General features: G+C 41.2%; 17 protein-coding genes. 6 read left to right on the forward strand and 11 right to left on the reverse strand.

The features are described 5' to 3' along the window. Positions 1-84: 84 nt before the first annotated feature. Together gorA and OO007_RS02750 are read right to left on the reverse strand one after the other, a co-directional pair. The gene (gorA, locus tag OO007_RS02745) at positions 85-1,500 is read right to left on the reverse strand and encodes a glutathione-disulfide reductase (protein ID WP_442784328.1); all 1,416 of its coding nucleotides are present in this window, start codon (positions 1,498-1,500) and stop codon (positions 85-87) included. Positions 1,501-1,852: 352 nt separating this feature from the next. After that, on the reverse strand, positions 1,853-2,587 hold the full coding sequence (locus OO007_RS02750; RefSeq protein ID WP_131904497.1) for a glutathione peroxidase: 735 nt from the start codon (positions 2,585-2,587) through the stop codon (positions 1,853-1,855). A gap of 231 nt (positions 2,588-2,818) precedes the next feature. On the opposite strand from OO007_RS02750, the gene OO007_RS02755 reads away from it, so the two are divergent. From OO007_RS02755 to OO007_RS02780, 6 genes are all read left to right on the forward strand, one after another. Further along, complete coding sequence (locus OO007_RS02755) at positions 2,819-3,721, forward strand: hydrogen peroxide-inducible genes activator (RefSeq protein ID WP_131904498.1); 903 nt, start codon at positions 2,819-2,821, stop codon at positions 3,719-3,721. Between the two features lie 182 nt (positions 3,722-3,903). After that, positions 3,904-4,611, forward strand: a complete 708-nt coding sequence (locus tag OO007_RS02760; protein ID WP_325807655.1) for a hypothetical protein — start codon at positions 3,904-3,906, stop codon at positions 4,609-4,611. A gap of 36 nt (positions 4,612-4,647) precedes the next feature. Further along, positions 4,648-7,569: a hypothetical protein gene (locus tag OO007_RS02765; RefSeq protein WP_325807656.1), complete on the forward strand. Its 2,922-nt coding sequence runs from the start codon at positions 4,648-4,650 to the stop codon at positions 7,567-7,569. 16 nt (positions 7,570-7,585) lie between these two features. Continuing rightward, positions 7,586-8,137, forward strand: coding sequence for a GTP-binding protein (locus tag OO007_RS02770; RefSeq protein ID WP_243651448.1), 552 nt, complete (start codon positions 7,586-7,588; stop codon positions 8,135-8,137). Beyond that, positions 8,137-8,775, forward strand: coding sequence for a hypothetical protein (locus tag OO007_RS02775; RefSeq protein WP_325807657.1), 639 nt, complete (start codon positions 8,137-8,139; stop codon positions 8,773-8,775). The genes OO007_RS02770 and OO007_RS02775 overlap by 1 nt, the downstream gene beginning before the upstream one ends. A 150-nt stretch (positions 8,776-8,925) precedes the next feature. Then, a complete protein-coding gene (locus OO007_RS02780; protein ID WP_131904503.1) occupies positions 8,926-9,291 on the forward strand; it encodes a roadblock/LC7 domain-containing protein in 366 nt (121 codons plus the stop codon). A gap of 205 nt (positions 9,292-9,496) precedes the next feature. On the opposite strand, the gene hrpA is transcribed toward OO007_RS02780, so the two are convergent. The 9 genes from hrpA to OO007_RS02825 all read right to left on the reverse strand — a co-directional run bounded on the left by hrpA (position 9,497) and on the right by OO007_RS02825 (position 23,927). Continuing rightward, positions 9,497-13,663 (reverse strand): ATP-dependent RNA helicase HrpA, encoded by a 4,167-nt coding sequence (gene hrpA / locus OO007_RS02785; RefSeq protein WP_325807658.1) that lies wholly within the window; start codon positions 13,661-13,663, stop codon positions 9,497-9,499. A 191-nt stretch (positions 13,664-13,854) separates the two neighbouring features. Then, on the reverse strand, positions 13,855-15,105 hold the full coding sequence (locus OO007_RS02790) for a GGDEF domain-containing protein (protein ID WP_131904505.1): 1,251 nt from the start codon (positions 15,103-15,105) through the stop codon (positions 13,855-13,857). Positions 15,106-15,119: 14 nt separating this feature from the next. Then, positions 15,120-15,824 carry an SPOR domain-containing protein gene (locus OO007_RS02795; RefSeq protein ID WP_325807659.1) on the reverse strand — a complete coding sequence of 235 codons (705 nt, stop codon included), beginning with the start codon at positions 15,822-15,824 and terminating at the stop codon, positions 15,120-15,122. Positions 15,825-15,999: 175 nt separating this feature from the next. Beyond that, the gene (locus OO007_RS02800; protein ID WP_325807660.1) at positions 16,000-18,219 is read right to left on the reverse strand and encodes a primosomal protein N'; all 2,220 of its coding nucleotides are present in this window, start codon (positions 18,217-18,219) and stop codon (positions 16,000-16,002) included. Positions 18,220-18,644: 425 nt separating this feature from the next. Beyond that, positions 18,645-20,021, reverse strand: coding sequence for an NAD(P)(+) transhydrogenase (Re/Si-specific) subunit beta (locus OO007_RS02805; protein ID WP_325807661.1), 1,377 nt, complete (start codon positions 20,019-20,021; stop codon positions 18,645-18,647). A gap of 3 nt (positions 20,022-20,024) precedes the next feature. After that, complete coding sequence (locus OO007_RS02810; protein WP_131904509.1) at positions 20,025-20,333, reverse strand: NAD(P) transhydrogenase subunit alpha; 309 nt, start codon at positions 20,331-20,333, stop codon at positions 20,025-20,027. Continuing rightward, entirely contained in the window at positions 20,333-21,475 is a 1,143-nt protein-coding gene (locus tag OO007_RS02815; RefSeq protein WP_325807662.1) for an NAD(P) transhydrogenase subunit alpha, read from the reverse strand. Before OO007_RS02815 ends, OO007_RS02810 begins: the two co-directional genes overlap by 1 nt. A 224-nt stretch (positions 21,476-21,699) precedes the next feature. Continuing rightward, positions 21,700-22,530: a carboxylating nicotinate-nucleotide diphosphorylase gene (gene nadC, locus OO007_RS02820; RefSeq protein ID WP_325807663.1), complete on the reverse strand. Its 831-nt coding sequence runs from the start codon at positions 22,528-22,530 to the stop codon at positions 21,700-21,702. Positions 22,531-22,655: 125 nt separating this feature from the next. Beyond that, positions 22,656-23,927, reverse strand: a complete 1,272-nt coding sequence (locus tag OO007_RS02825; protein ID WP_131904512.1) for an NAD(P)/FAD-dependent oxidoreductase — start codon at positions 23,925-23,927, stop codon at positions 22,656-22,658. Positions 23,928-23,998: the final 71 nt, after the last annotated feature.

Raw genomic sequence — 23,998 nt, forward strand, 5'->3', positions numbered from 1 at the left:
CACGGAGAATGTTTGAGCGTACAATAAGTACGTGATTCATTCGAGTACGGTCGCAACGCCGAGTTGGGCCGAAAGATGAATGCCCTACTTCATTGTGACTAATTCTTCTGCTGAAACTGGATGAATCGCGATCGTATCATCAAAGTCCGCCTTCGTTGCACCCATGCGAATCGCTACCGCAAAGCCTTGTAGCATTTCATCTGCCCCTAGACCGATGATGTGACAACCAACGATTTTCTCGTTTTCGCCCTGCACGATTAGTTTCATGTGTGTTTTTACTTTGTGACGTGTCATGGTGTGGTACATCGGTACGAAGTCTGTTTTGTAGACTTTTATTCCACCATTGGCAACATCATCACCGTACACTTCTAATGCTTTTTCTTCACTCATTCCAATTGTACCAATCGGTGGATGTGTGAACATCACAGTAGCGATATCGTCGTATGACATTTTACGTTCTGGCTTACCTCCGTATAGGCGATCACCTAAACGACGACCTGCTGCGATTGCAACTGGCGTTAGTGGCGCTTTACCGATGATGTCACCGATGGCGTAAATTCCATCTACGGTGGTTTTTTCGTAATCATCTACAACGACTGTTCCGCGTGGAGAGACTTCTACATCGGTATTTTCCAGGCCAATATTGTCTGTGTTTGGACGACGTCCGATTGCCCAGATAAGTGAATCTACATCTGTAATTTTTGTGCCGTCTTCAAATTCGATTGTGACTTGCTTGAGACCGTCTGGTCCTTCGCCCTGATCAACCACTTTGCTGATGATTTCATCGTGATAGCGTTTTAGGCCATCATCCTTCATTTGCTGTGAAAGCGCTGCCTGAATAGTGCTGTCGAAACCTTCGAGTACTGGCCAGCCCTGATGTAATACAGATACGTCTGAACCGAGTCCATCCATTAGCATCGCTAGTTCTAGTGCGATATAACCGCCACCGACGACAACGACTTTTTTAGGTTGTATATCGTGTAGTTCCTGGAAAAAACCATCTGAATTTAGGCCAAGCTCTGAACCTTCGATATTTGCCGGGATAATTGGGCGCCCACCAGTAGCGATAACGATGTTATCTGCGGTGTAGGTGATTTTTTCGCCATCGACATCAACTTCGATTGTTTTGTTATCGAGGAATTTTGCTCCACCTTCAATCACTTCAACGCCAGCACCACCTAGGTAGCCATCGTACCAATCGAGGATTCCGCCGATGTAGTTTTCACGCTTGTCGACTAATTTTTTCCAGTTTAATTTGCCTGCGCCACCTTCTAGGTCGACGTCAAAACCGTAATCCTGAGCATCCATTAAGCCTTGTGCGACACCTGCGGCATACCACATTACTTTTTTTGGTACACAACCAACATTGACACAGGTTCCGCCAAGTTCTTTATTTTCAATGACTGCAACTTTTGCGCCGTATGATGCCGCACGCTCTGCGATTGATAATCCGCCGCTGCCTGCACCGATTGAAATTAGATCGTAATGGTTGCTCATAATTCTTTCCTTTATCAACTGCTTCTTAATGACTATCAGCAGTTATTTTTTGTTTGTTAATGGAGTTTTTATACACCCCCCCACTTATAGGCATTTTTTGAGTTATCTCTTTGAATCATTCTTTTGATTCAATGCACGAGGATGAAAGTCACCCAACATCTGCACAGATAGATATAACGCATCACTGTTTAAAACAGATGCTGACCATCTAAAAAGAATGGTCAGCATGTTAGCAAAACCTTTGAGGCTCTGCTTCTTAACTATTTTTTCGAGCTCTGATTCCGAGCTATGTAAGTTCCCCTGCCAGTAACCTATTGATTAGCTGACAGGGAGAAATACATGGATCAAATAATAATTAAGCTTTTAACCAAGCTTCAAGCTCAGATGCACCACCGATGTGATCACCGTCGATGAATACTTGTGGAACGCTTGATGTACCAACCATAGCACGCAAGCTGCGGTCTGTGTAATCACGGCCCATTACTAGCTCTTCGTACTCGTAACCTGATTCTGTAAGCATTTCTTTTGCTTTTGCACAGAAAGGACAACCTTTACGAGACATTACTGTCACGCTAGATGGTACTTTTGCATCAGATGCGATGTAAGTAAGCATTGTGTCTGCGTCTGAAACGTCAAACGGGTCGCCATCAACATCTGCTTCGATGAACATTTTCTGAACTACGCCGTCTTTAACAAGCATAGAGTAGCGCCATGAACGCTTACCGAAACCTAGTTGCTCTTTGTCTACTAGCATACCCATACCTTCTGAGAACTCACCGTTTCCGTCAGGGATGAATTTAATGTCTGCAGCATCCTGGTTTTCTTGCCACTCGTTCATTACGAATGTGTCGTTTACTGATACACATAATACGTCGTCAACACCGTGCTCTTTGAATGCAGGGATCAACTGGTTGTAACGTGGAACGTGAGCTGATGAACATGTAGGTGTAAATGCACCTGGTAGTGAGAATACTACGACTGTTTTACCAGCGAATAATTCATCAGTAGTTACGTCTACCCACTCGTTGTCTTTACGTGTGTGGAATGTAACGTTTGGGACGCGTTGTCCTTCTTTGTTTTCAAATGGCATTTTTGTTTCCTTTTGTTAAATAAATCAATAATGGTTAAAGAATAATGTTTACTAAAATTGATCAGTTAATGATATGGGATGAATATGACAAAACAATGATTAAAAGATCAATTTCCTAAGAACTTGACGCGCATCATATAGAGACATATTCAATCCGTAAATTATATTGTTTTAATCGTTGTATTCTATAAAATAGATCGTAGTAATAAACGTAACAGCGGAGCGGCATTCATGACCTTACCAACCATAAAACAACTTCGATATTTTGTTGCATTGGAAAAACACCAGCACTTTGGCAATGCGGCAAAAGCCTGTTTTGTCTCTCAATCGGCTTTTAGTGTGGCAATCAAAGAGCTGGAATCTCATCTGGGTGCGCAACTGGTAGACCGCACCAATAAAAGCGTAACGATCACCCGCACAGGTCGAGAGATCGCGAACCATGCAAGACTGTGTTTAAGAGATCTGGAATATCTTGCAGAAGTTGCTCATAGCGATCAAAAACCACTCACAGGACGTTTAAATCTCGGCGTAATTCCCACTATTGCGCCATTTATACTGCCGGACTTGTTGCCTAACCTGAGATCATCTTTTCCTGATTTAAGGTTGTATTTACGTGAAGACACCACGCGTTCCTCGCATGACTTACTGATAGAGGGTGAGTTAGATTTAATTATGATCGCTTTACCTTATAAACTCAGCAATGTTGAAATCATGCCGCTATTTAAAGATCACTTCTCTTTGGCTTGTCATAAAAATAGTAAAATTATCGATCCCAATAATTATTCCTTAAACAATTTACCCAAAGAGAGTGTGTTGCTATTAGAGGATGGGCATTGCCTGCGTGATCATGCGTTGTCAGCGTGTAAAATTCGAAATCAGGATACGGTTAGTCGTTTTGCTGCGAGTAGCTTATTGACTCTAGTGAGCATGGTAGATTCTGACATTGGTATCACCTATCTGACTGAAATGGCTAAAAACTCATCACTGCTTCAAAATACTGATATTGAAACCTATCCTCTGGATGAAAAAAGCTACCGCGAGATTGGATTAGCCTGGAGAAAAGGCAGCGCAAGAGAGGAAGAGTTTAAACTTTTAGGTGAATGCATTAAAACGATGCATGCCTCACAAGACTAGCCAAGTTAAGCCCAGCGAACTCACTTAAGGGTACGTTAAGGATGATTATCATAATATCGAGACTATAAAATAGTGATGTTTTGTACTTGAAGATTCGTTTTTAGAAATGAATCTTCACGCTAGAGTTTCGATTCATCAAATAAAAAATAACAGACAAAGAAGAAGAATAAAAAGGAATCTATATGTCTTCAGCTGAGGCTAACTCTCGCAATTCAACGATGCATCCGGCATTACCGTTGATTTTCCCCTTGCAAGATTTATCTAAATCGGATGCTCAAGCGGCAATAAAAAAAGTCGATCCTGATACTGCCTGGCATTTTTATTCTCATTCTATTCGAAGAAATCCAAATGATTTAGCACTCCATACCCATCGTGTGTTTTTCGCTATGCAACATAAAGATGCGGAGTTATTGGCGGGATCTTTGCACGACCTCTTCTACGTTTTAAAAGACGCTGGCACCCAATTACGCATTCGCCTGTTAAAAGCATCGATGCCCTATCTCGATAAAAAAGACACCTTGTATTTTGCGATGTGGATTAAAACCGGCATCAAAAAAGGAATGGGATACAAATGGGTTCCGGGCTCGGTACTTTCCGATGGTTTACACGGACCTGATCACACTTTGATACATATTGAGAAAGACGATTCTGAGGATGCAAAACTTTCTCCGCTTGAAGAAGCGAGATCATGTATGGAATTTGGACAGCTAGATGTCGCCAAGAAAATTCTGCAAGAAGCATTAGCTGAAGATAGCTACAATAAGCAACTACTGGAAGAACTCGACTATTTAGAACAATACAGTAAAAGCAGAGAAATACAGCCCGAAGTTGAGCCAAAAAAACCATTTGGCAGTGCCTTAAAAAAGTTAAAAGAACAAATATTTAGCTAGGACGGACCCACAAGAACTAATAAGAATAAAAAGACTATGTTCAATAAAAATACCGATAAAATTCGTATCGCTATCCTTGAAATTAGCGACCAGAATGATGCAATTCTGGATTATTATTTCAGTACGGCAGGCAAGTCGCTCTATACACTTGTGGATAAAAATGAGGCCGATGCGTTTATTACTGATTATGATTATCCAGGCGCAGTAGATCACTGGGAGGAATTAAGAAAAACCAGTAAGAACCCAGTGATAGTGCTTTCTATCAGTGAAAAGAATCTCCCTAATTCCGTTTGGTTAGCAAAACCATTATCGTCAAAAGCGATTACGGATGCCGCAGTTGAAATAAGAAAATTACTTGAGTCTGTTGAGTCTGTTGAGTCTGTTGAGTCTGTTGAGTCTGTTGAGTCTGTTGAGTCTGTTCAAGATGAAACCCTTGAAAGTCACATCGCACAAGAGCAAGTACCTGAGATACAAATACTTGAAAATACGACATCAGAGAATATCGAAGAAGAATCTGCCGAAGATTTGCTTATCCAGTCACTGAAGTTTGAAGATGAGTCAGAATCTATTCAATCAGAATCACAGCAAACATTGTATGCACAATCATCAAAACCTGCTGAGGAAAAAGCTGAAAGCAGTAAGACTAGCTCCATACCTGTCAAAGAACTTGCCATGTCTGGCAGCGCACTTAGCTTTGATTTCGATGATTTCTTCGAGACTGAGACCGAAGAACAGCTTGAAAAAGGTGGAGAATCAGTAAAACACGATGACGTTGAAAAAATAGAATCCGATTTCGATATTTTCAACGAAGTTATCGAAGCAGGAGAAAGGCCTTTTGCTACTACTGATTCGTCTGGTGATGATATTTCTATCGAAGACAACTCTGTTGCAGATGACAGCCTTGTTGCAGAGAAAAGCCTTGTTGCAGATGACGACCTTGTTTCCCTTGAAGAGCCTGTGGCTGAAGAATCTGTAGCTGAAAACCCAGTCATTGAAGATAAACCCGAAATTCAAGATGCATCTCATGAAAATATTGAAGTCTTAGAAATGACGGATGCTGATGAGGTTGATGCACTATTAGCATCACTCATACAAGGCGAAGGCACTAAGAAACACGAAGAAGAATTCACTGATGAGCTCGATATCACAAGCTTTGAAGATACCAAAGCAAATGACATTGCTGCTAATTTAGAAGAAAGCATTGAGCTCATCAATCCGGAAACTCCCATTGATGAAGACTTAATAGAGTTAGATGATGAGAAAGAGCAGAAGAAAGCTAATCAAACCAATCTAAGCAAAGAAGAAACTCTGGAAGAGAGTTTATTAACTGTAGAAGAATCGCTGACTCTGGCTGAAATATCACTTGAAGAAGCTGAGGTAGAGGCATTAGCTGAAGATTCTTTATCTGTCGAAAACTCGTTACCTATTGAAGACTCTTTGACTGTTGAAGGCTCTTTGACTGTTGAAGGCTCTTTACTTACCGAGGACTCTTTAACAGAAGAACTTTCTCTTAGCCTAGAGAAACCTTCAGAAGAACCGGCCCCTAAAGCTGAAAAACCGGCAGTAGAAGTTAAAGATTTTCTAGCACATGATGATTCAATGGATTTTGAGGAGCCTTTTGTTATCGAGGAATCTCTGGATGCTGTTGAGCCAAAAGAATCGTTAATCATTGAAGATGTTGTGATGCAGGAAGCTCCTGTACTTGACCCTGACGAAAACACGTTTGTCGATACACTCGAGATAGAAACAAAAGACATTTCTGCTGATATACATACCATCGAGACAGAGACTCAACCTCCCAGCGAAGAAGAAATGGAGGCGAAACTCGAAGAGGATTTATTTAATTTTGATCTTGATTCATTACAACTGGATGAATCATCTAAAAGAGTTTCAGTAGAAGAAGATGGCTCTTCAATCAATCTTATGGATGTTCATGTCGATGAGCTGGACGAAGAAGATTTGCCAGATAACTTAGATATTAATATCGATAACACGATTAAAAAATCGACGGCTAAAGCAGAGAAAGCACTTATTGATATTCAAATGGGTGAGATTACTGATATTGGTTTGAGTACAGATGCACTTATCCCTGACACTGAAATTTCCAGTGAGGATAAATCAAACGCTGCTGAGATCGAGCTGCAATCTTTATTAAATGAGATAAGAAAAGAAGCTGATAAATCATCAGCACCAGCATCTTCGTCGACCCAAGAAACCAAAATTGAATACGATAAAACAGTCGCCGAGAAGCGCTGGGCACTGCTATGTGGCGATAAAGATAACAAGGACTCAAAAGACAACTACTACAGACTGAATCAACACATGTTGGCAGTATTACTCGATCAAATTGAAGTTGCGAAGGAAGACAGCAAAAAAGTACTAAGACTTAAGCATAATGACATTATCATTGTGATAAATGCTGGTAGTGAATCAATTTACTGTAATTACTCTGTTGATACAGAAGAGTTTGTTAATTTTTGTTTCAATACGGTTAATCCGGATAACTTTAAAATTCATGATCTGGATTACAGCGAAGTTAAACTCTACCAGACTAAATCTGTAGAAAACCCGGAAAATGCACACTCGTTTGAATCGTTTATCTGGACGGTTAGTTTACTTACTTCTCGCGGTAGGCTTTTAGAACACACGGATCTTAATAAAAAAATAGGTTTAAAAACCTGGCCAAATATCACGCGTATAGAATCCTTCCCGCACCTTATGAACATCGCTGCAGTATTCAGCAAACACCCTGGAAGCCTTAAAGATGTTCCGCAATGGTTAAACATTCCAGAATGCTATGTCTATGCTTTTTACAATGCTGCCATGGCATTGAATATGATCGAGTTTAATAGCAATAACCTTAAGCCTTCAAAATTTGCTTTCAAATTAAATGCTTCAACAGAGAAGAAAAAAGAACGCGGTTTCTTTGGAAGATTAATTCAGAAATTGAAGTCCTAATCAGGAAAACACTGACATGTCTAAAACAGAGATGATTAACAAAAAGATAATTTTTACCGGGCCTGTCGGTGCAGGTAAAACCACGGCTATTCAAACGATGAGCGATATACCTATCATCTGTACCAATGAAGAAGCAAGTGATATGACCAAGGACCGTAAACCGCAAACGACGGTAGCGATGGATTATGGTCGCATCAATATTGGTAACAAAGAGAAGATTCATCTCTATGGTACGCCAGGACAGGAACGCTTTAGCTTCATGTGGGATATTCTGACTAAAGGAGCGCTCGGTTTAATTTTATTATTAGATAACTCCAGGGATAACCCGCAGCAAGATCTACGATTTTACCTTCAATCTTTCAGTAAATTTATTCAGGAAGGTGACTTAATTATCGGTGTTACCCGTATGGATGAACAGCAAACACCCAATATCAATGACTATAGAAAATGGCTGAAAGAGTTTTCTGTAGCAGCACCTGTTTTTACTGTTGATGCGCGAGAACGTCAGGATGTTTCATCATTAGTACAGGCTTTACTTTATTCACTTGACCCAGGGATAGCGGCTTAATGAGTAGTTTTTCACTTAATAGTAATTTATACATCAACATAACACCGCGTGGTGCTTATTACGCAGTTCAAGATAATGCTGAAGATGTCACACGTCATATTTTAATCAAACTGCTTAAAATGGACGATAGCCCAGAACTTACTGATAGGTTAGTGATTGAACTCTGCGAGATGGAACTTGAGGATGCTTCAAATCTGATGCATAGAATGCAGACCTTAGGATTAATTTCTGGCCAACAAGAAATTGAAACAGCACCAGAGCAAAACCTTGAAGATATTCTGGAAGAATTACTGGGCTCATTATCGGACTCCAAAAAAGTATTGCTCGCAGAAAATAGCGGACTTTACCTTGGGGCATCAGGATTTCCACACGAAGCTGCAGAAGAATTAGCCGCTATCAGTGCCAATCTTTCTGAAGTTTACCAAAGACATAAACGATTACTACACGGCAATTTACGCTTCAATCAACGCGCCTGGGGATTAATAGACGCGGCAGGTAATAGTGAGGTAGGTTTTTGGCCTTTGTACATTGGTTTAAATCAGTTTGCTTTGGTGATTCATGGAATGCCGCAACTGAATAGACCTGCTTTTAAACAACTGATGTGGTCACTGATGAGACGGTATGGGGCGACTTCTTAGCACCACAAAAAACAGAAAAAGAGAGGCAGTCCATGCATAGCAGTCTATCGGACTAAGCAGATTTTTTTCATTAACTAATTTATAGTGTGTATTCAAAAAGAACGATGACACACATAATAACAAATAAAATTTTTACGAGGGATACACAACATGCGTTCTGAAATGCTTAGCTCAATTTTGAGCGACCTAAACGGTTCAAGTGCTGATATTGAAGCATCTGCAGTTTTATCGACAGATGGGTTAATGATGGATTCTCTGCTTCCCGCAGGAATGGATGAAGATCGTGTTGGCGCGATGAGTGCTGCAATGCTTTCACTCGGTGATAGAACCGCTGAAGAATTGGCTCGTGGCAAGTTAGAGCAAGTGCTGATTAAAGGCGATCACGGTTATATTTTAATGACTTACGCAGGGCCTGAGGCAGTGGTTACTGTTTTAACCAAACCAGAAGCACGTCTGGGCTTGATCTTCCTTGATGTGAAACGCGCAGCAGATGCTATCCAAAAAATAGTTATGTAATCACACCCGCAAAACAAATTGTTTACGAAAAGCAGACCTTCCCTCGTCTGCTTTTCGTGTGTCTGACGTATTCATAAATACGTTTTACTATTCTTAAAACAACAAAGTCACCCCCCTACTTTGAGGCACTTTTTTCGATTAACTTTTTTGTAGTTAGTACTTATTTGATAGTACTTAGTAGTTAGTACTTTGTTAATAGTACGAATTAAGAATACTGGCTCTTGATTTCATTGAAGCGTTTTCTAAGCCTTTTCTCAGATACCGGATACGCTGTTCCCAGATCTTGAGCAAATAAAGATACCCTGAACTCTTCCAGCATCCATCTAAATTCAACCAAGTCCTGACTTGATCCATGCTTTTTCAACAGCGCCTTATAATCATCCCACAACGATTGAATCTGTAAGCGCAAGCCGCGATCTTTATGTGCATCACCAGCGAGCTTATCCAAACGTTTTACAATGGCTTTAAGATAGCGAGGATATTGACGAATCTCTTCAATAGTTAAACTATCGATAAAGCCAGGGTAAACCAATGCATTAAGCTGATCGGTGACGTCATTTAAGGTTTCTAGCAAACTTAAATCGATCTTTCCTTTCAACTGTTTTCGGATATCGTGGTTTAACGACAAGACAGTCAGCAATTGCTGGCAAAGCTCTTCAAGGTTTTGTTTAAGCGTGGGCTCCTGTTTTTTTAATTGCTCAGAAAATTGTTGCTGAGAAAGCTCACTGCCGTGCTTTTTGTCCAATAATTCATCAGTCACAAAAGTTAAGCGAAACGTATTTTCGATAATGCTTTGGGTTAATTCGTCACATTTGCCTGTCGATGCATAGTACAAACACATTTTCTGGATATCCGGTATTTGCTTCGACAATTCTCTTTGTTTGTCTTTGTATTCCAACAAAATCAAACGCAATAAACCGCTTTGCTGCTGGGCTTTTTGTGGTGAATCGAACAACTTTATTTCGACTGAATCACCTTTATCCACAAGTGCTGGCCAGGCTTTGATCTTCATTCCCGACACATCCATTACGACGCTTTCTGGCAGGGTGTCAAAATCCCATGTTTCTATGCCTTTTCGCTCTAGCTTACTCGATGCGCCTTTGGATTTATGCGCAACTTTTCCTGAGCCTTTATAAGAAACTGTCTTTTTCAGTTTTTCTATATTACGCCCAGAGCCAATGACTTTTCCTGACTCGTCCATCACTTCAAAGCGCATGAGCATGTGATCACTAAATTCATAGTCTTCGAGCAAATCTTCGCTGATTCGATGACCTGTGATTCTATGAAGCGCTGTGCTTATCGCTTTTACGATAGACTGTTTTTCCTGGTTCTTCCCAGCTTGAGTTTGTTGCTTAGTCTTTTCTAGATTTGCGATTGCGTTTAATGAATCTAAACAGGCTTTGGCGTATTCAGGAGCTGGCACAAATTGCTTCCTGACCTGCTTCGGCAAGCTACGAATAAATTCGGTGATTTTCTCTTCGAGCATTCCTGGCACTAAATAATCAAAATCTGAGCTAGAGAGTTGATTAAGCGCTGCAGCAGGTATTTTCACGGTCACACCATCGTCGCTAGCACCAGGCTCAAAGTGATAACTGAGTGGCAAAATCATATCCGCCACATCCAGATGATCTGGGTACAACTCACCTTGGACATGTGAATCATCACGCTTCATCAAATAGTCGCGTGTCAGTTTTAGGGCATCGGCATTACCTTTTTCATAGCTTTTACGCCACTTTTCAAAGGCTGGGCCGTTGTAGATATTCTCTGGAATAATCTGATCGTAAAAATCGAAGAGTATTTCTTCATCCACCAGAATATCTCGACGACGTGATTTCGCTTCCAGATTTTCAACTTCCTCAATGAGCTGTCGATTGTGCTGGAAGAACTCGGCATTACTCGCATATTCACCGTAAACCAGTGCATGACGAATAAATAACTGCCTAGAAACGACGGCATCAATAGGACCATAACTGACACGCTTTTTAGGTGTAATTGTTAGTCCGTACAATGAGCTTTTTTGATCAGCCACAACCTGCGCCGCTTTTTTCTCCCAACGCGGTTCGGTGTAATGATGCTTGAGTAAATGCTTGGCAGAATACTCCACCCATTCTGGCTGGATTTTGGCAACCGTTCTGGCAAATAAGCGTGAAGTATCAACAATTTCAGCGGACATAATCCACTTCGGCGGCTTTTTATAAAGTGCAGAACCGGGGAAGACGAAAAACTTCCGATTATTAACGCCCTGGAACTCATTATTTTCTTCTTTAAAACCAATATTGCTCAGTAACCCGGTGAGTAAGCTTTGGTGGATAACGTTATAACTAGCGCTGTATTTGTCGTCTTCGTCAACGCTATCATTTTTCTTTTTCTGTTGATTATTTTTACCGGTCTTCTTGCTTAGCTGTTGCAGTTTCGCTTTTTTGGCTCTATCCGGTTTTGGAATATTTAAGTCTGTTTCTTTAAGACTCATTTTCAGCTGTCGATAAGTCTCATTCCATTCGCGTAATCGCATGAAGGACAAAAACTCTTTGCGGCATAACTTTCGTAATTGCCCCTGAGAAAGCTCGCCGTTTTTATCGTGATAATAATCCCAGAGTTTCAGTAAACTGATGAAATCTGAACTTTCATCTTTGAAACGACTATGTTTTTGATCGGATGCCTGTTGCTTGTCTAGTGGACGTTCGCGTGCATCTTGTATCGACAACGCACTGACTATTACCAACACTTCCTGAAGTACACCAAGCTCCTGGGCGGCAACTAACATTCTCCCCAGCCTTGGGTCAGTCGGAAGACGCGCAAGCTGTCGACCCACAGGAGTGATTTTTATATTGTCACCCTTGGGTTTATTGACTGCGCCTAATTCGAAAAGTAACTTATAGCCATCCCGAATCATGCCCGTATCAGGCGCTTCTAAATAAGGGAAATCGTAAACATCGCCCAGATTGAGTGACGTTAATTGCAAAATGACAGAAGCAAGGTTGGTACGCTGAATTTCTGGCAGGGTAAACTCTGCCCTGGACTCATAGTCTTCTTCTGAATACAGTCGAATAGCAATACCACTGCTGGTACGTCCACAACGCCCTGAGCGCTGATTTGCGGATGCTTGGGATACTTTCTCTATGGGAAGGCGTTGAACCCGTGAGCGCCACGAATAACGCGATATACGCGCCATTCCCGCATCGATCACATATTTGATTCCCGGAACGGTCAATGACGTCTCTGCTACATTAGTCGCGAGTACAATTCTTCGTGCACCTGTTGGATGAAAAATTTTATTTTGCTCAGCCGCTGACAACCTCGCAAACAGCGGAAGTATTTCAACACTGGCTTTGTGGTGCTTGGTCAGAGCTTCGGTTGCTTGACGAATTTCTCTCTCGCCAGACAGGAAGATTAAAATTCCGCCTGGTTTTTCTAGCATTAATTCATCAGTCGCATCCACAATCGCCTGCAACATGTCTTTTTCTTTCGCTTCTTCCTGATTTCCTTCTGTATTTTTTGCGTCAATACCCTTTGTATCAGGAATTAAAGGATTGTAACGAATTTCAACCGGAAAGGTTCTTCCAGAGACATTGATGATTGGCGCGTTGCCATCTTTTTTACCGGTAAAATTGAAGTGTTTGGCGAATCGTTCTGGGTCTATCGTTGCGGAGGTAATGATGATTTTCAAATCTTTACGGCGAGGTAGTAACCAGCGTAAATAACCGAGTAAAAAGTCGATATTTAGACTGCGTTCGTGCGCCTCATCAATAATCAGCGTATCGTATTGATTGAGATAACGATCGTTGCGAATTTCAGCCAGCAAAATACCGTCAGTCATCAGCTTTACATAACTATCGTCTTTAAGCTGATCGTGAAAACGAACTTTGTAGCCAACCACTGAACCCAGCTCTGTTTTAAGCTCTTCGGCGATACGCGCTGCCACACTTCTAGCCGCTATTCGACGGGGTTGAGTATGACCGATAATGCCATCCACACCGCGCCCAAGCTCCAAACACATTTTGGGTAACTGAGTCGTTTTACCCGAGCCTGTTTCACCACAAATAATAGTGACCTGGTTCTCGCTGATGGTTTTTATGATTTCTTCGCGGCGTTCTGCAACCGGTAATTCTTCTGGGTAATCAGGCTTAGGCAGGTGCCTTAATCGACTCTCTCTTTTTTCTATGGAAGCATTGATATCCGCTTCTAATTTTTTTAAACGGGAATCAAAGGATTGATCAGCATTTTTTAATCTGGATAACTGCCTGATTTTATTTGATAGAAAAAAGCGCTGGGAACCCCTGCACTTGCTTAGCAAATCATAAAGGTATTTTTGCTTAGCACGACTCAAACCACTGTTACTGTGACTTGGCTTGCTCTGTTCTGAGGATTTCATAACTGTTTTTGAGCACTACTTTTGGCACGACACTTTACGAGAGCTTGCTTATGGAATGGTAAAATTCTGCTCTCAAAAAAAAGGGCTGTAAGTGGGGGGGTGGCTTTAAGATTAAACATTGCCGCGATTTTAACAAAAACTTGTCGTTTTCGTTAGCGAAGATGCAAAAAAGGGATCTCTAATTCAATCCCTTATGCGATAGGTATATTTTCTTCTTTCTGCTTCTGTAGCACTTTAGACATTTTTTGATCGCCACAGCCCTGCTCTGAAATCTGGTTGCGCCCCTGCTCTTTAGAAACGTATAGCGCATTATCAGAAGCAGTTAACAGCATGGCTGGGAAGGTTACTTTCTGTTCTTCATCTGGGGTATTTCCGGTGAAGTCCCACACTGGTTTACAACACGACACACCAACACTGATGGTCACAATGCCGAATTCAGATTTGGAGTGTTCAATTTTCAGCGACTCTATTTTCTTACGTAAACGCTCAGCGAGCATTGCCGCATTTTCCTGAGACGTTACCGGCAGTAGCACGGCAAATTCTTCACCACCATAACGAGAAGCTAAATCAGCAGGACGGTGCGAAACAGATTCCAATGCTTTAGCAATCTGCTGCAAACATCGGTCTCCCGCTTGATGCCCATAGGTATCGTTATATTTTTTGAAATGATCAACATCAATTAACAATAATGAAATCGGCGTTTGCTCACGCATTGCTCTGCGCCATTCGACTTTAAACTTTCTATCGAAATGTCTGCGGTTGGCAATACCCGTTAACTGATCTGTATCTGCCAGCGCCTGCAACGCAATTTGCGCATTCTGTAGTTCAAATAATAAACTGTAAATATAACCAGACACCAAAACCAAGGTACCGGCCATGACGATAACAGATAGTGCAAATAAGTCGTGCCCCATATCTTTACTTAAGAAAAGCAACAGGGTGGTTGGAACCAAAGTGACGATTATCTGAAAATAGTAAGCAATTCTAGATGCTGCCAAGGTAGGAATGGCAGATAGAAGCACACTGAAAAGTATGAAAATCAATAAGCCTAAATGGGCTAAATCGTTAGGGAAAAAGACAATCCCTGTCAGCCCCCAGATGGTGCTTAATAGTGTAGTAAAAAATACGTGCCTATTGGCCCAGCTGGTTAATTCTTGTTGAGTATACTGACGCTTCGGTTTGAAACTTTTGCCCATCAAATATCTGACAAGACTGAGTGTTACAACCAAGCCAAACCATATTAATAGAGATACTTTTTTTGCGGGGAAATGTAACCAGAAAAACACGATGAGGACACCGGCAAGTAATATATTACTCCAGATGCCGAGTGTTTTATTTTTATACAGGTACTCGATTTGTCCCTGCATCAAACTTTGCGCGTCAGCTTTCTCCTGACTAGAGTCTAAAGGTGTGTTTTCAAAAACTGATTCAACCTTTGCCAAAACTCACTCCAAAATTATCTAACTGAAATAACCAGAGGTTTATGCCCTAGTTTTTCTGCAGTATGTTTCCAGTTATCAACACTTATCTGATCAACAGGACCAGCAACCACACGATACCAAAATCTGCCTTTAACTTTTTTCTTTTGAACGTAGGCATCAATCCCTTGGTTATTTAAACGACCGCGAGTTTTATCTGCCATGCTTTCTTTTTTGAACGAAGCAACCTGAAGCAAATAATCTCCGATATTGTTCTGTTCTGCCTGAGTTTCTTCATTTGATGTATCTGCGACTGCTATCGGTTCAACTTGTTGCTGTGAGTTTACATTTTCTACGTTATTGATTGCAGCCGGTACAACCTGTTGGCGCGTGTCAATCGGGCGAGAAGAATTAACAGGTACATCTAATGTCGGTAATACCGCATAGTAACTAAATTTACTTTCGTTGCTTTGCTTAGCTGGCTCAATTCTTTTAGCAGGAGGCAACGTACGTTGAGAGTAATTATTCAGTGATGGTGCTGATTTTTGTGCTGATTGAGTACTTTCAATTTTCTTTTGCAAAGAATCAACTATACGAATTCTTGAGCTCTTGTCGTTTGAAAAGTAGTACATCCCCATGCCTACCAATAAACCAAGAACAATTCCTGAGAACATCCAGATGATACCGCTACCGCCCACGAATCCTGTGTCCAGTGATTCGCTTTGCTTAAAATCCTTATACATTTAATTCACTCTTTAGCTTTTAAAAGCCAGCTATAATTATTTAAATTCTTTTTAGAGCAAGAAATCCCCGTTCGCAATAATGCCATTGATTTCGTACACTTACAAGAACCTTCTCATGAAACTTAGCAATAGCAAGCCTATGTTTGCTACGTTTTTATCTGTTTTTTAACCAATTTTATAAAAAATCTACCGGGTCAACATCTATCACCCAGCGTACGCCACCCGTTTTTCTAATTTTGCTAATAATACTCAAAACACTGTGCAAAAAACCATGTAAATCTCCCCTTTTTTCAGCAGAAATTAATAGTTGAAAACGGTATCTTTTTGCCCTTCTCGCTAAGGGAGAAGGCATGGGTCCTAGCAACATTACTTTTTCGCTGTTAATCGCTGTTAAGTCAGCCCCTAAGGTACTAATAAAGTTGTGCGCGAGCTGTAAATCCAGAGCATTAACACGTACTAAAGCCTGACACCCTAGGGGTGGGTAGTTCCATAACTTTCTTTCGTTCAATATTTGTTGGGCAGTATTGGCGTATCCTTGCGACAATAAACTTATCAACATTGGATGTTGAGGCTGGGATGTTTGTAGTATTACTTTGCCTTTTGCCGCTCCTCTACCCGCACGTCCAGCGACTTGTAACACTTGCTGGGCTAAACGCTCATGAGCGCGATAGTCCATGCTAAATAAAGCCTGATCTACATCTAAAATGCCAACCAAGGTCAGTTTTGGAAAATCATGCCCTTTAGTGAGCATTTGTGTACCGATCAAAATTACGGGTTCACCACTGTTTACCAGTTCTAATTTTTCTTCCAGAGAACCTTTTCTTGAAGTGCTATCGCGATCAATTCTAATCACCGGAGTATCTGGAAAATGCGTATTGAGGACTTCTTCGATGCGCTCTGTGCCTTGACCTTGTGTTGTTAATTTCGTGCTATTGCAATCAGGGCAAGTGGATTTCACCCGCTCTTCATAGCCACAATGATGGCAAATAACCTTGCCCATCGATGCATGGTAAGTCATGCCCATATCGCAATGGGAACAAACGGCATGCCAACCGCAATCCTGACACATCAAAACCGGAGCAAAGCCACGCCGATTTAAAAACAACATGACCTGATTGTTATTATCCAGGTGCTGTCTTATATCAGTCATCATCAAACTGCTGATACCGGCATCTAACGGCAAAGTACGAATATCTTGCAATGCGATATCTGGTGGATTACTCGCGCCAGGTCGATTGTTTAGACGCAAATAGTGGTAGCGCTCTTTCTCAACATTATATAAAGACTCTAACGAGGGAGTGGCACTACCCAGTAAGATGGGTATTCCCAGATCATGAGCGCGCTTAATCGCCATATCACGACCTTGATACAGAAACCCTTCTTGCTGTTTAAACGAAGCATCATGCTCTTCATCGATCAATATCATCCCCGGATTAAACAAAGGGGTAAATACTGCAGAACGAGTACCTATTACAATATCGATACTACCCGTTTTCGCTCCTAGCCACACTCGAGTGCGCTCCCCATCAGCAAGACCCGAATGCAAACAATCAATATTACTATCAGGAAAATATTGTCTAAATCTAGAGAGCAATTGAGGGGTCAAACCAATCTCGGGAATCAGCACGAGAACCTGTTTTTTGGCCTTCAAGATTGGTGCAATGACACTCAGGTAAACTTCTGTTTTTCCGCTGCCAGTAATACCATGAAGTAAAATGGGACGCAGTTTAGGCTCATTAAAGTGTGCATCAATATCTGTTAAACACTGCTGTTGCTCTTCGGTTAACTGGTGTGGAGGGTTAACTGAAAAAACATGGGTAGCAGGAGCTGTTAATTTTTGCGGGTCAATTTCTTCAATCGCAATCAATTCTTTTTTGATGAGTTCCCGCGACGTGTTTCTCCAGTTATCCCCCAATAATTGTTTAAGGTTATTTGCGTCCGCCCCATCCTTTTGAATCACATAATCAAGCATCGCCTGCTGTTTAGGCGCTCTTATCAATACATCCTTGGGTAATTCCAAACCTGCGCTTGTAGCATTCCAGATTTCGACCTTGGGAACACTTTTACCTTTTCTCAGATCTACTGGTAGCGCATGAAATAACACTTCGCCCAAGGGATGAAAATAATAACTGCTAGACCAATGTAGCAACCCCATGAGCTTCTCATCTATCACTGGGCTTTCGTCTATTAATTCAAGAATTGGTTTTAGCGTTGCAAATTCACTTTCAACGTCTGTTTCTACAATTATCCCCGTGATGACAGAATTACCAAGAGAGACTTTAACTCTACAACCTGGTTTAGGATGAATATCAACATCACACGCATAATCCAGAAGCTTATATAAAGGCCTTTGAATTGCTACACGGACAGCTTTTGTAGGGTGTTCTTTTGACACACATGGATCCTGATTTGATGTTGACTAGCCTGATTTTCTTTTATCTTGCAAAACAAGAAAAATGTAAGAGAGACTGACATAGATGGGTATTCACTAAACAGTATTGTAGCTGTTCTTTAAAGTGATCATAAGCGTCAATTTAAAAAAACGTACTACCTGTGGATAACTTTGTGGATAAGCTTCTTTTTTTGCTAGTTAAAGAGGCATTAAATTTGCTATCTAAGTTTGCTAACACAAAAAGAAGAAACGAATTGATATCTATTATCAACAAGTTAGATAAGCTACATTTGGTTCAAATTTTATATGGGAAATTCTTAATCACTCAGAATCCAGACTGTTAATAACATGCAAAATAAAAGCCTCATTTCAAGAGGCTTTTATACTTTTTATTCCCTAATATTTTAATACTAGAGATAAGAAAATAACTACAATTCTTTTATATTTGATACCAATTCACTGGCTACTGCCTGCCCATCGCCGTATAGCATGCGCGTATTATCAGCAAAGAACAGATGATTCTCTATTCCTGAGAAACCAGCACCTTTTCCGCGTTTCACTACGATAACATTTTTAGCGTAATCTGCATTTAATATCGGCATGCCATAAATCGGGCTGTTAGCGTCAGTTCTCGCTGCAGGATTTACGACATCGTTAGCGCCAATAACCAATACAACATCAGTTGTGGCAAACTCATCATTTATCTCATCTAAGTCATAGATAATATCGTAAGGCACACCGGCTTCTGCCAATAGTACATTCATGTGTCCTGGCATGCGTCCGGCAACAGGGTGAATTGCAAATTTCACATTTACTCCGCGCTCTTGAAGTTGCTTTGTCAACTCCCAAACTTTGTGCTGAGCTTGTGCCACTGCCATCCCATAACCTGGAATTACAATCACTTTTTCCGCAAATGCCATCATAACCGCGACATCGGTACTATCGATCTCTTTCATGCTACCAGAGACTTCAGCCGCTTCGCCTTCTCCACCATCACCAAAGTTACTAAATAACACATTAGTGATTGGACGATTCATTGCTTTAGCCATTAACTGGGTAAGTAAAGTACCCGCAGAACCTACGACAATACCCGCAATCATCATCGCCGGATTTTCCAGCACAAAGCCTTCAAAACCAACAGCCAAACCTGTTAGCGCATTATATAACGAAATAACCACAGGCATATCTGCGCCACCGATAGGCACCGTCATCAATACACCAAATACTAGTGCCAGAACGAAAAAGATTGCGAGCGAGCTCATTTCATACTGAGTACCGCTGAGTATGATTGCCAAACCAAAGGTTAATGTAATGACAAATACCAACGCATTTATCCATTGCTGCATAGGGAAACGAATAACACCCTTCAAAATCCCCTGAAGCTTGAAGAAAGCGATGAGAGAACCAGAAAATGCCACCGTACCGATCAATGCGCCAAGAACTGCCAAAGTCTGTACGGTCATACTCATGGGCTGCTGCTGAATTAAAACAACGGCAGCTATGGCTGCTGCTGCACCACCGCCCATGCCATTGTAAAGAGCAATCATTTGCGGCATATCAGTCATCGCAACTTTCTTACCACTGACAAAAGCAATGATTCCGCCAATCGCGATCGCCACGGTCATTAGAATATAGTTGTGATTTATTTCATGATGAAAATAGGTAATAAGTGTGGCCAAAACCATACCTACCCCAGCCCAGACTATTCCTCTTCTGGCGGTAACAGGTGAACTCATCTGCTTCAAACCAAGGATGAAGAGCAAAGCACCAAGGAAATAAGTAGCTTGGATAATGAAATCAGGCATGACTTAACCCTCCTTCTTATCGTTATTTTTATTATCGTTGCTAGATTTAAACATCTCTAACATACGTTCAGTAACCACATAACCTCCGACAGCATTGCCAGCTGCCAAGAGCACAGCGATAAAGCCAATAACAGTTTGTGTCGTAGTTTCTGCATGACCCATTGCAACCATGGCACCAACCAGAACAATACCGTGGATAAAGTTAGAACCAGACATTAGTGGCGTGTGTAGAATTACTGGGACTTTTGAAATAATTTCATATCCAGTAACAGCTGCCAGCATAAAAATATAAAGTGCAACAAACCCTTCCATTATCTTTCCCCTAAGGTTTTATTCAATAACTCTACTGTTCCTTCGTGCATGACTTCGCCATCTTTCGTTAGTAATGCCCCAATCACGATTTCATCTTCATAGTTCGGCACATAATTACCACTCTCATCGATGAGTAATTGCGTAAAGTTAAATAAGTTTTTAGCGAACATTTCACTCGCGTGTATTGGCACTTGGCTAGCCACATCCAGTGGGCCATGAATCACAACACTGCCGTGTTTGATGGTTTCACCGGGTTTAGTTAATGCGCAGTTACCACCACCTTCGGCTGCCAAATCAATGATTACCGCGCCTTCCTTCATTCCTTCAACCGTGCTTTGAGGAATAATTTTTGGTGCTGGCTTACCAGGAACTTGAGCCGTTGTAATGAGTACATCTGCCTGAGCAATATAGGTAGCTAGCTCTTGCTGCTGTTGCTCGCGCTCTTCAGCCGAAAGCTCTCTCGCATAACCGCCTTTACCGACTGCTGAGATTTTAAGCTCAATTGCTTTTGCTCCCAAAGATTCGATTTGCTCTTTCGTTTCTGGGCGGACATCGTAAGCTTCTACAACAGCTCCAAGTCTTTTAGCTGTAGCAATTGCCTGAAGTCCTGCAACCCCAACACCAATAACGATCACTTTTGAAGGCCTGATTGTGCCTGCTGCGGTAGTTAACATGGGGAAAAATCGAGGAGCAATGTCTGCACCCATAATAGCGGCCTTGTATCCTGCAATAGCTGCTTGAGACGACAATACATCCATCGATTGCGCACGCGAAATGCGAGGAATTAGCTCCATGCCATAGCTGGTGATTTTCTTGTCCTGCAGGCTTTTTAGCATGGCAATATTATTATGAGCCATTAAATTGCTGATCAAAACCGTCCCTTCACGCATTATCTTAACTTCATCAGATGTTGGTGCTTGAACACGCCAGATAATATCTGAACTTGCGCAGAGTTCTTCAAAGTTAGAAACTAAAATAGCTCCTTTAAACTGTGAATCTGGAATTAATGCAGATTCGCCCGCTCCCTGTTCCACATAAACCTCGACACCTAACTTGGTTAGTTTCGAAATAACAGTGGGATCGATAGCCACACGACGTTCGCCTTTCGCTGTCTCGCGTGGTACCCCTAATTTCAGTGGCATTGAATTTTCCCCTTTACTATTAAATGCTTGAGCCAGTTAAAACAAGCTCTAAACATAAAATCAAAATGATGCGCTACTTTACCAGAGCTAAACATAAAATTCTTTATCCTATAAGCACTAAAGATAGCTATCGATACAGAAGCTTAATTGCATTCATTAGTTAAATGATGAATTAAATTGGCACCCCCCTACTTTGAGGGGCTTTTTTTATGATTTATTAGTGATTAGTTTTCAAATCTCATTGACAGGTCAACCGCTGCGATATCTTTGGTAATCTGACCTACAGAGATAAAATCGACCCCTGTCTCAGCAATGCCTCGGACAGTATCAAGATTCACCCCACCTGATGCTTCTAAAGAAATACGCCCATCGTTTTCCACAACGGCTTCTCGCATCGTTTTAAGATCAAAGTTATCCAGCATGATGACATCCGCACCAGCTGCTGTAGCCTCTCTAAACTCTTCTAAACTTTCAGTTTCAACCTCAACCCGAATCTCTGGGTGAAGCTGTTTGGCTTGTTTAACGGCTTCGGTAATTGAACCCGCAGCCATAATATGATTCTCTTTAATCAGAATCATGTCATATAAGCCAATACGATGATTCTTTCCGCCACCACATAATACTGCGTATTTTTGAGCATCACGCAAGTTGGGAATGGTTTTACGCGTATCTAAAATTCGAGCATTTGTGCCTTTTATTTTTGAAACGAATTTTTGTGTTTGTGTTGCCGTCGCCGACAATGTTTGTAAAAAATTTAATGCTGCGCGTTCGCCACTTAAGATTGATCTGGAATTACCTGTTAGGGTGCAAATAATCTCATTTGCTTCAACTCTTTCACCATCCTGAAAATGCCATGTGATTTCAACATCGGGATCTATCTGTTGAAAAACTTCATTAAACCAATGGATTCCTGAAAGCGTCGCATCATCGCGGCAAACGACATTAGCCTTAGATTGATTCTCTTTTGGAATTAAGTCAGCAGTCACATCACCACTGCCTATATCTTCTTGTAACGCGAGTTTCACATGGGCAGAAATATTTTCAGGAAGTTTCATTTAAGTCCTTATTACATTAATCAAAAAATTTTCATAAAAAAACGGGAAGCAAAGCCTCCCGTCTATTCTATCAAATTACTTTTCCTATTAACTAGGTTAAGTTTTATGCATTTAGCAACTTTTACTTACTTTAAACGAGTAACTCCCATCATTTTAAGCACAGACTTCTCATAAAACGGCTCTGAGCTACCCTTCTTCATTTTACGTATAAAGTATTTTTCGAATGCTATTTTAGCAAGATGCACCCATTTCCCTTTCTTGAACCAAGCCACGTTGCGAGGTGGTATTTGCGGAATTGCTAGGAAAGCTGCGCCAGTGTCACCCATATCTGCCAAACATAATGCTGTCCAGGTTCCCTTCGCATAAGGCTCTTTGCCTTCTAGAGAAGCCTTTATATTATGCACCGCTGAAGTCACCATAGATTCGATCATATAACCTGTTTTAGGTGCACCAGTTGGAACAGGCGTAGTCTCAACAGGAGGAATTGCAATACATACACCCACTGAATATATATTCTGATATGTTGGGTTACGATGAAAATCATCGACCACAACAAAACCACGTGGATTACAAAGACCTTCTACCGCAGCGACAGCATCAACTCCAAAGAATGCAGGAAGCATCATGGCGATATCAAATTCAATTTCATGGTTATCGTAAATTTCGCCTTTAGCGTCAAGCTCTTCAACGAAAAGTTTACCTTCTTCAACTTTCGTTGTTTTAGCGTTAACAACCCATTTAATGTGTTTGCTTCTTAATTCTGACTCGAGCATGCCTTTTGAGTCACCAACACCACCAAGACCAAGGTGACCGATATAAGGCTCTGAAGAAACTAATGTGATATCGAACTTATCTCGAATTTTACGTTTACGTAAGTCAGAATCGACAATTAATGCGAATTCGTATGCAGGACCGAAACAACTCGCAAATGGCATCGCGCCAACGACAATGTGGCCACTCCCTTTTTCAATCTGTTTTTGATAGTCCGCATAAAATGCTTCTGCATGATCGACTGTACAAACAGAATGAGTAAAACCTTTAGGACCGCTACCTTCAACTTCATCGAAGTATAATTTAGGGCCTGTTGCGATAATTACATAGTCATAATTCAACGTATCGCCGTTTTCCATTGTTATAGCATTGTTTGCAGGATCAATTTTATCTACGCGGCCTGCGATGAATTTAATGCCTTTTTTGCTGACATATTTATCAATTGAAAAAGTAATATCATTTCGTGAACGCCAACCGACTCCTACCCAGGGATTTGATGGAGTAAACTGAAAATAATCTCGCTCGTTAATGAGCGTTATTTCATGGCCTTCGCCTAACTCATCTTTTAATTCATACGCGGCTGGCATTCCACCCGTTCCAGCTCCTACTACCACGATATGTGCCATAACTTTTTACTCCTTATTATTTTTCAATAGACAATGAATCTAAGAATTCTGGTAATTAACAATGGGTTAAT

The organism is Cocleimonas sp. KMM 6892, from assembly GCF_035798195.1.
Classification (GTDB): domain Bacteria; phylum Pseudomonadota; class Gammaproteobacteria; order Thiotrichales; family Thiotrichaceae; genus Cocleimonas; species Cocleimonas flava.